10 protein-coding genes are annotated in these 9,908 nt (G+C 35.5%); 2 read left to right on the top strand and 8 right to left on the bottom strand.

The genetic code is table 11. From position 1 onward, the window contains the following. The first annotated feature begins 96 nt into the window (after positions 1–96). Complete coding sequence (locus ACH0QE_RS02645) at positions 97–1,362, top strand: ATP-binding protein (RefSeq protein ID WP_041965260.1); 1,266 nt, start codon at positions 97–99, stop codon at positions 1,360–1,362. Positions 1,363–1,714: 352 nt separating this feature from the next. Further along, the gene (gene xerS / locus ACH0QE_RS02640; protein WP_041965261.1) at positions 1,715–2,797 is read left to right on the top strand and encodes a tyrosine recombinase XerS; all 1,083 of its coding nucleotides are present in this window, start codon (positions 1,715–1,717) and stop codon (positions 2,795–2,797) included. A 356-nt stretch (positions 2,798–3,153) separates the two neighbouring features. On the opposite strand, the gene ACH0QE_RS02635 is transcribed toward xerS, so the two are convergent. The 8 genes from ACH0QE_RS02635 to ACH0QE_RS02600 form a co-directional block, all read right to left on the bottom strand. After that, a complete protein-coding gene (locus tag ACH0QE_RS02635; RefSeq protein WP_415778779.1) occupies positions 3,154–3,531 on the bottom strand; it encodes a hypothetical protein in 378 nt (125 codons plus the stop codon). Positions 3,532–3,916: 385 nt separating this feature from the next. Continuing rightward, complete coding sequence (locus tag ACH0QE_RS02630; RefSeq protein WP_415778778.1) at positions 3,917–4,501, bottom strand: hypothetical protein; 585 nt, start codon at positions 4,499–4,501, stop codon at positions 3,917–3,919. Between the two features lie 166 nt (positions 4,502–4,667). After that, on the bottom strand, positions 4,668–4,862 hold the full coding sequence (locus tag ACH0QE_RS02625; RefSeq protein ID WP_415778777.1) for a DUF2187 family protein: 195 nt from the start codon (positions 4,860–4,862) through the stop codon (positions 4,668–4,670). Between the two features lie 143 nt (positions 4,863–5,005). Continuing rightward, entirely contained in the window at positions 5,006–6,679 is a 1,674-nt protein-coding gene (locus tag ACH0QE_RS02620) for an NlpC/P60 family protein (RefSeq protein WP_415778776.1), read from the bottom strand. Positions 6,680–6,820: 141 nt separating this feature from the next. Further along, entirely contained in the window at positions 6,821–7,285 is a 465-nt protein-coding gene (locus ACH0QE_RS02615; RefSeq protein WP_415799162.1) for a hypothetical protein, read from the bottom strand. A gap of 193 nt (positions 7,286–7,478) precedes the next feature. Then, positions 7,479–8,633: a hypothetical protein gene (locus ACH0QE_RS02610; RefSeq protein WP_415778774.1), complete on the bottom strand. Its 1,155-nt coding sequence runs from the start codon at positions 8,631–8,633 to the stop codon at positions 7,479–7,481. Between the two features lie 305 nt (positions 8,634–8,938). Continuing rightward, the gene (locus tag ACH0QE_RS02605; RefSeq protein ID WP_415778773.1) at positions 8,939–9,643 is read right to left on the bottom strand and encodes an XF1762 family protein; all 705 of its coding nucleotides are present in this window, start codon (positions 9,641–9,643) and stop codon (positions 8,939–8,941) included. Positions 9,644–9,709: 66 nt separating this feature from the next. Next, a complete protein-coding gene (locus tag ACH0QE_RS02600; protein WP_415778772.1) occupies positions 9,710–9,898 on the bottom strand; it encodes a hypothetical protein in 189 nt (62 codons plus the stop codon). Positions 9,899–9,908 lie beyond the last annotated feature (10 nt).

Here is a 9,908-nt window from a genome sequence, read left to right as displayed (position 1 = left end):
ACTATATTCTATAAAATGATATATTTCCTAGTGATTCCTATCCAATAAATGGTAAAATATTGCTAGTGTTAAAGAAATTTATCAGGAGCTGATTTAATGTTTGAAAAAATATTAGAATTGTTAGAGGCTGGTGGAGAAACGAGGAATATAGAATTTAAGAAAACCTACGATTGGGGAAATCCACAGCATAAAGCAAAGATCGTAAAATGTATTTTAGCTATGAGTAATACCAAAGATGGTGGGAACCTTATCATTGGCATTGATGATGAAAAACAAGGCTTAGAGAAATTAACAGGTATGGAAGAGGAGCATTACGTAAAATTAAACTATGATCATATTGTAGTTGAGGTTAATAAATTCGCAGATCCTCCTGTAGCATTCCATATGTATCCAATTGAGAATGATAAAAAGTACTTTATTTTAATGAGGATTCCTGAGTTTGATGAATTGCCCATTATTTGTAAAAGGAGTGGTGAACAAGGACTAAAAGAAGGAGCAGTTTTTTCAAGATCAAAAACAAAGCCAGAATCTGCTCTTATTAGGTCTCAATCAGAAATGAGAGAATTAATGGATCTTGCAATAAACAAGGGAATAAGACAATTCTATATGAGGGTCAGAGATTCTGGATTACATCTAGCTGACGACGATACGTCCCAGGAGAGCTATGCTAAAGAGTTAGTTGGTATTGAAGATGATGAAGTTGTCAATCTCATTATGAAAAGAGGCTATTGGAAAATTACAATAAGACCTACTTTTTATGAAGAAGATAGAATTCAAACATTGGAAAATTGTAGAAATATATTACAAGACAACAAGTTGAGTTTGAGAGGATGGGATTTCCCACACTTGAACGGTTTTTCGAATGGAAATAATTATGTACAATCTAAAGAAAATTTCGGTCAATTCAAAGAGCTATTAAGATTTTATAAGAGTGGACAATTCATTTACTATAAGTCTATGTACGAAGAGTATATGGAGGATATGTATCAAAAAAGAGTAAATGGGAAGGGATTAGAGATTATTAGTTCGCTCTATTTATTCACAGAGATATTTGAATTTGCAACAAGGTTAGCACAAAGAAAAATACTAGGAGATGAAATTACAATAAGAATAGAGTGCTATGGTATTAAAGGAAGACAACTTTTCTTCTATGAGGCAACAAGAACGCTTTTCCGTGACTATATTTCAACTATAGAGAACGAAGCACACTTAGAAATAAACGTTGCGGTTGAGGAATTACTATCTAATGGTAATACGATCGCAATTGAGCTATTAAATAATTTGTTTGAAAAGTTTAATTGGGACATTAATGCAATTCAAGGCGTGTTTATAGAAGAGCAACAAAAACTGTTAAAAGGATAATCATAAATTGAAGGTTAGGTCGTCAGTGGATTAGCTCTTTTCATAGGAGAAGGGCTTTTTTAAAAGGTATTAATCTTTTTTAAATATATTAAATTAATTCTTGGTGTTCTAACACCTTTTTAAATTGGAAGGCAGAGGGGAGGTATAGGTTTGAAGCTATACCTAAGGACAAAGGTATTTATAAAATACGAATTGTTTTCGTGTGCCCCGGTTCGAACAAAACATGGAATAGGGACCTACAAATTTTTTCTTGAACAGTTTCTCCAAGAAAAGAGGTTCGAAAACATTATTACGTAAAATATGAATTTGATGTAATATTATAATGAACATTAATTTCCTAAGGAGTAATTTGATGAAAAATAACTCTCAGTCCCAAAATTATAAAAAACTTGATTCTTTACTTAATGAACTCCCATGGTTTGTAGAAGAATATATTGATAAGAAAAAAAGAAAACTATCACCAGGCACTTTGCTTAATTACTGTCATGATTTTAAGATCTTTTTCAATTGGTTGGTGTCTGAAGGTTTTTATGATGGAGAAATAAATGAAATTCCGCTGTCATTATTTGAGACACTTACTACTCAACAAATCGAGGACTTTCTCAGCTTCTTAAAGTTCCAGTTAGACAACAGAGAAATAACCATAAATCGAAAGTTATCTTCTTTGAAATCACTGTTCAATTATTTGCAAAATGTGGCTGAAACCGAAAAACTCGAACCATATTTAACCCGTAATGTAATGGCTAAAATTGAATTTAATGATGTGTCTGAGGATCCTGAAACAATTGCAAACCGAATGGAAGGTAAGATTTTAATTGGTGACGAATATGCAGACTTTAGACTATTTGTTGCTAAGGGTTACGGTGAAATAAATAAATCAAATAAAAGGATTACTACATTTTATAATCTGAATAAGGAACGTGATACAGCTATTGTATCTTTATTTCTAGGGTCAGGTTTAAGGTTATCTGAATTAGTATGGTTAAATATAGAGGATATCGATTTTAATAAAAACTGTGTCAGAGTAATAAGAAAAGGAAACAAAGAACAATACGTATATTTTAGTGAGCAAGCAATGGCTGATTTAAAAGCATATTTAAGTGTTAGGGGTAATAAATACAATATTCCGAGAGAAAATAAAGCTGTATTTGTTGCAGCTCCTATGGGTCCTAAAGGAACCACCAGAAGACTATCAGGAAGAGCTATCGAGAAATTAATTGAAAAATACGCAATTGCTTTCGGGAAACCATCCTTATCAGTACACAAATTAAGACATTCATTCGCAACGCGGTACCATTCTGAAATAAACGATGTACCCAAGTTAAGAAGACAGTTAGGTCATTCATCAATTGAAACTACAATGATATATACACATCTGAAGAATGAGGATTTAAAGAATGCAATCAATAAACTTAATATGCCTAAAGAACAATAAAAGACTAATGTAGGTAATTTCTCTTCAAAAATTATGTATGTAGGTACATTCTCTTCAAGTTTAATCTATGTAGGCACGTTCTTTTCAAAAAAAATTTCAGTGGTTTTAGGGCAGCAACTAAGATTTTTGCTCTAAAACACTGAAATGGAAGGAATGTAGGAACATTCTCTTCATTTATGTAGGTGGATTCTCTTCAACGGACATCATATTATACCATGACTGGATTAAATTCAACTATAATATTCGTTAAATTATGATTTAACGCAAAAATATATGGACAACAGAAAAAGAAGATGAGGTATTCCCCTGTCATACTTATTTTTCCATTGTTCTACATATCTTCTAAAATTTGCGCTTCAATAGTCTTCTATTAAAGTTATAGAACACTCTCCTGTATCATTGATTTCAATATCACATAATAATTCAATTTTAATTTTCTTTTTCCGCTTAAAGACTACTACATTAACAGGAACAAAACCGTAAGTAAGAACATCACCATTTTTATATATTCGAACTTGTACAATGGTATAATCCGAATCCTTAGTTGGGTAAAGAGTAAACTGTTCACATTCTTTTCCATCTCTTATTGCTGTTCTAAAGACACCTTCAAACTTTTCCTCATCCCCGATACCCACAACTTCAACTATCCAACCTGAAATGTCTTTCCTATCATAGATCATACTTACTCTGCCATCATCATTATCTTGTACATAAATATCGGTAGCAATTATCATCTTCATTCTCCTATAAGAAAGTTATTGGTGAGTTCTTTTAAACTAAAAAAATTCCCACTGGTTATAAAATCAAAACATTTCAAAAAAAAGACAAAAAAGAGCTTGAAAGCGTATACTTTAAGCTCATTCAAGATTTGTTCAAGGACAAAAAACTCCGAACAGATTAGACAAGAATTTGTGTACGTGTCTCCTTTTGTCTATTCATAATCAAAAGCTACATGGCTAAATGCAACTAGCAGTCAATGATGTACACAGTTTTTTGTCTTATGTTTACAATGTACAAAGATTTTTGTCTTTTAATTAGGACAAAAAAGTATGTGCAATTTCCCGCATATTAGTGTTTAGCAGCAATTTTTTGTACAAACTTTCTTGTCGTTTTACAAGATTATGCTAAATCTCTACTTTTAGATAAGGATGCTCTTAAACGTCCATATTTCTTTTCTATAGAGCTGGTAGTCCTATTCATAATTCTTGCAATTTCACCGTATTTTTTTCCGGATTCAACAAGTTCCAAGAGCCTGTATTCTTCCTGGGTAGTCCAAGTTTTATAGTTTTTTGTATTCCGTTGCAGCTTCTGCGCTTCTTCTAACCAATCGGGTTCAGGAATTAACACAAGCCGCTCAATCTTGGTCACATCCACTTTCTCTAAATTGTAGTAGCACCATTCCCAAAAGTGTTCTACTTCAATGAAGGTAAACTTCTTTTTGCTGTGGGTAACCTTTCGTACCGACTTCAACCCATGCCTATTTATCCAACCGATCACTGTGTTTCGATCCACCTTTAACGCTTTGGCCAATTCTCCAGCCGTGATCATTCCGGTGAAAGTTTTGGTGCATTGAGTACCATATTTTCTGTATAAAGCCATCCCGATAGCCTCAGTAGATTTCCCTAAATTATTAGCAATCGTTTTTAAAGAAACGGTTCCTAGTTTCTCTTTTACATATTGCAATTCTCTCTCTAATTCAGACATTGCTCTTTTTAAGTGCCCACCTTTCTAATTTCAACTTTATACCTTTATTCTTCAAGTGCCTCTTAAACTCCCGATTACAAAGGCTAATATCCCAAATAAAAATATTCCAAAAAACCAAACCTTTTTCAATGTATTTATTGTATTAAATTTATCCATTTCGCTACCTTCAATGCAGAATACTTTTGATAATATAATGGTTGTGCTTAACAACGGTTTTATTGTTTTCATAACCAAGTTGCAAAGCGGCTTCGCGTGATATCTCTACAATCATACTGTTATCGCGGATTATTTCTACTCTTCCCTCAAGCTGGATATCTCTTCTTTCAAATGAAATTAAATCCCCAAGATTCGCTTTTCTCAATTAAAACCCTCCCAGCAAACTATTGAAAAAACAAAAACGACCCACAAATAAGAAGGATAAAACCTTCCTACTTGGGGTCGTCCCATTAACGAGTATCGAATAAGCAATATTTTATCATAGGATGCGAATTATTTTCAACCCGCTTATTGAATGACTCTATTGACTCTATTGACTCTATTATTAAATTTTTCTTTCCAATACCCTTGTGACATATCTGCAATCGCAACACCGGTAGAACTTTGAGCTCCAATAAATTTACCTTCCCCAATGTAAATTCCTACATGCCCATCCTTCTTATAGGTATCAAAGAACACAAGATCTCCAGGTTGTATTTCATCAACATTTACAGGTTTTCCAACATTCTTGAGGGTTTCTGTACTTACAGAAGTCAGTTCGCCTAAGTTAATTCCAGTTTGGGAAAAAGCCCAATACACAAAGCTTGAACAGTCAAATTTACCTTGTGCTATATCATCTTGATTTCTTCCGCCTCCAAACACATACACTGAATTGCCAATCCACCGTTTTCCTACAGTGATCAATTTACTTTCAGTGCTGGCAGTAAATCCAACCTTTCCATCTGCAGTGATCTTGTTGCTGTTCTTGTATAATTCAGCCTGGGCAATAACTTTACGCACATACCAATCAGCATGGTTGTAATGCCAAATGGCCTTTTCCTTGTTTTTTGAGAAGCCATTCGATGAAAGGTATTTCGCGGCAGCGGCTACACTGTCAGCAATGCTCCATGGAGAAGCAATACCGTCATTATCCGCATCCACCCCGTAACCTCCCCCTTTATTTATCATTTCTAGGTCGGTTATATCTACACCAGGAGATACCAACCCTCCTGATGTTTCGTATCTATAGCCCACCCATGTACTAGGCATGAATTGCATTGCACCAACCGCGCCAACAGAAGAAACCATTGTCGGATGAGTAGAGAAGGAAGTTTCAATTTTATGAATGGCAGCTAAATAATACCAAGGAACTCCGTAAGCTTGTTCCCCATACAAGTAGTATTTCATATACTCTTGGGGTACCTTTCCATTATCAACTTTTATACTGCCGTGCTCGGCAGCCAAAGAGGGTGTATAATCTGAAAATACTAATCTCCCCTCTTTTCGAGCATTTTCATTTTCTATGGCCTTTTCTATTGCAGATTTTTGCTTTGTCAGCATTTTATTTTCTTGTTGGAGATTTTCTTTTTGGGAAAGGGTTTGCATCTCTTTTTTATCCAATTCTTCCAGCAAAGAAGTTTTCTCAACAAACTGCTCATTTATAAGACTGGTCATTCCTAAAAGTTCCACTTCTACTTTTTCATATTGCTTTATCTTTTCCTGGAGTTCCGTTTGTTTGCGAAGAAGGCTGGCCAGATTTTCAGCATTGATCAACAGAAATTCCTCATTAGATAAAGTTGGTGTTTGTTTAGCAATTTTGTTCTGTACTAAATCCAATGAAAAATATGTTGTTTTATTTTTTGGTACAGGTGCTACCCCCATGTCTATCCTCATTCGATCGATTTCCGATTCTATTAAAGATATTTCTTTTTCCAAATTCCGAAATTGGACATCTGCTTCTTTAACCTTTTTTTCGTTCGCGACGATAGCCGATTGCAGTCTATCAATCTGGTTCTGCAGCAAAGACTTTTCATTTTGAATAATGTTAATTTCTTTGTCCATCTTGTGGATTTGCAGTTGTAGATTTTCTATTTGTGAATCGATTCGCTTGGGAATATCGTTCGATTCCGCATTAGCAGTTAATCCGGATAAGCCGCTGAAGCCCACAGCAAAAGCAATAGACATTTTCACTACCTTACTCATAAATTCCTCCTAATAAAAACAGAAAAGCCCCAAGAAACGTAAGTTCATTACGTTTACTTGGGGCATTCCCATTGGTTATTCTATTAATACCATAATACCTCAAAGAATACGGTCCTACAATATTAATAAAATACCGGGAATTTAGCTGACTTCCTCAGCAACAGTATCATTGACAATTCCAGCAAAGCTTTGTAAGTTTCCCTTTTCAAGAATGGATATTTGAATAGGCACTTTCTGTCCTGCATTGTTGGTGATTTGGAGAGTAGATGTATAAGAATTTAATAAAACACCAAGACCGATAAGGGTCCAGATAATACCCATTAGTCCTAACTCTGAAAGTGACCCTAAACCGAGGAAGGTTACGAATAATCCTCCTAAAAACCTTTTTATGTGGAATTTCGTAGAGGTCGAAACGCTGGCTATTTGCTTTAAAGGAATGGTTACTTCATTTTTTCCAAGCGGAATTAAGCCCAAAAGCGTGTTTCGATCATACCCTTTAAACCGCCTATTCGTTAAAGAGAGATCGGTTGTTAACCAAGGCAATAACAAATTGGTTCGGTATGTTCCCTCCTTAATAATCCTCTCATTATTCAACCCTGACATCATTTTTCCTCCTTCAAAAAGTAAAAACCCCTGGAAAAAGACATGAGAAAATCGCATGTCGTTCGTCCAGGGGCATTCCCTTTGATATGTATTTATATAGATAATACCAACCTCATTTCATAAAAACAAGCCCATCTATGGATAAATGTTCTAATTTAAATAAAAGAGCCTATCACTAGGGACAGACTCTTTTATACTAGAGAATGAACGATAACTGGGGCTCCGAAACCTTCTCTAATCCTATTAAAAAAAGAAGATTCTGTTTGATGATCTCTATCGTATCCATCTCATTAGGAACTTTAACCCGCTCACCACTAGGCAAGTAGATTCGTCTCCCCTCAGCATACTTGCGAGCATTAAGAAAAGCGGTTGAATCTGCTGAAAAAATACCATAATCCATTAAAAGCTCATCCGCTACACCTAATGCATGCCAATTTACATTAGGATGCCTAGTAGTTACCTTTGCAAGTATCTCCCTTACAAAAGGTTTTCTCTTGCTTAAGAATGGGACCAGGCCGCCAATACCAATCATCTCATGTTCTTCTGATACTAGACGGTTCAGTTCTTCAACTGAATCGGTACATTGCCACACCGGATAAATGGTTGCAGCTGGAGCAAGGCGAACAAGTTTCCGGTAGTTATTTTTTGTTTTTTCAGGATTGCCAACACAATCCAGAGGAAAAAAGCCAAGAATTCGCGGATTTTCCATGTTCTCATTTATAAACTTAGCATAGCCTTCCAATACCATTTCATCGAGGGATTCTTCCGCAAAAAGTGTTTGTTGCTTATGCGCTGCCTTTTTTAATTTTTTCCGCTCGTTAAACAGGGTGAAAGCACCGCTATCTATTAAGCAGTACATATTATGTCTATCTAACTCTTCAAGGCAACCAGGAGATTCGATCACATTTTTATAATTATAGAGAACGTACTTCCCACCGAGTTCTTTTAGGGTCTTAAATATAAAAGGGTCACGTTCTAGGCCAGAGGCAAAAAAGCGCGTTCCCTTCATAGAAAGTCTATACAATCCATTTTTTAATATCTGCAACTTGGAGATACCACTGAAACAAGCATAGACTATGGCAAAGATGGCCGATGTGTAATTACAAAAGGAAAAATCCTCTCTTACAGCAGTTCGTTTAAAATAAAAGTAACTGATCGCTTTCCTGATATTTTTTCTACTGATGGATATAGTTCCTTCCCCCTTTTCGGTAGCTATGATTATTTTTGTTTTCCTATAATCGATTAAACGGTTTATACAACCTTTAGCGGTTAGGTAATATCCTTTTTTTATAACCTCGCGTTGAAATCTTCTTTCCACGCTTCGGGCATTAAGTCGATATTCAGCGTACATCTATAATCCCTCCTATACGTCATGGTCACAGGGCTCCTGCCAAAGAGCGCAAAGTATATAAGGAAAAGGATTCCCATGTCTTGAACGGGATTCCTTTTCACCTTTTTATTTTTTAAAATTTATCACTCAGAAAGAGATAGACTCTAATAAGTGCAATTCCTGTGAAGATTATACTTATAAGAGTACCTATTACCGAACGAACAAATTTGATAACTATGACTACTACGACTACTCCCAATGCCAAGAACCACATGGATGGTAACTGCAAGAGATTTAAGAAAAAGTCCAAGAAGTATTCCTCCATTTCACTTTATTTTTTTAGTCCATCTTTTCTTAGGTCCAATTGGTGCCTTGTCCACTCTCTGTCTGGTTGGACTGCTCCAGGATCCTCCACAACTATTTCTATCAAGATAAAATCCAGAGGCGCACAAAGAGATGCCATTCTCCTCCTCCAAAGTGTAGGAAATGATTCGATGGTAACCCATTGCTTTTGCCACCTGATAAACTGCCGAAAGCAATTTAGACACTCCGTTTTTATATACGCTGCTTTTTAAGCAACATCTTGTGATTTCTAATGTCCTGCCATCATCATTGTGTCGGCTGATAGGGTTTCCTGCTATAGCCACACCGATAAGTCTATCTCCGTCATTTAGGCCTATCGAGAATTTATGCCCTTGGGGAGCGCCATGGTGTCTATGGTGTTTATTTACAAAGTCTGTTGCCACCTTGAAAGTGATTGGGACAGTTTCCAACTTTACAGCGCTTGGTGCCTCTAGCGGAAACGCTTCTAAAGGGAAATCCCTTTGATACCATTCTAGATAGGTTTCAATTTGTTCATTTAAAGATTTCTTTGCCGCCTCTTTTGAAAGAGCGCTATCCCAAACTATTTCATATCCATCATCTAATAAATCGCCAAGTCCCCCATTCTTATGATCACAATCCGCAAGGATTAAGTACTTGTTTGTCTTTAACTTATAAAAAACCCAGTAAAAATCTCTTATTTTACTCACTTGTTTTTACCTCCTCGCAAAAAGAGAAGAGGAAATATTTATCCCCTTCTCGCTAATACTCCACGCTTATAATTTGCAGTACACCCATACATGTGCGTAATAAACATCAAAGCTCATGATTCCCTCATCAATCACAAAACTATCATCGTTAATCTCCAAAACAGTTCCGTGATAAGAATACTCCCTGGTACTTACGCTTAATTCATCACCCACATTAACTTCCTTTTTAAATACTTCAACACCTAATTTATTCATAATAAACACC

The organism is Mesobacillus sp. (assembly GCF_047739415.1).
Classification (GTDB): Bacteria; Bacillota; Bacilli; order Bacillales; family Cytobacillaceae; genus Mesobacillus.
Note: the sequence above shows the minus strand (reverse complement) of the source record. Positions and strands in the feature narration are given on the sequence as shown.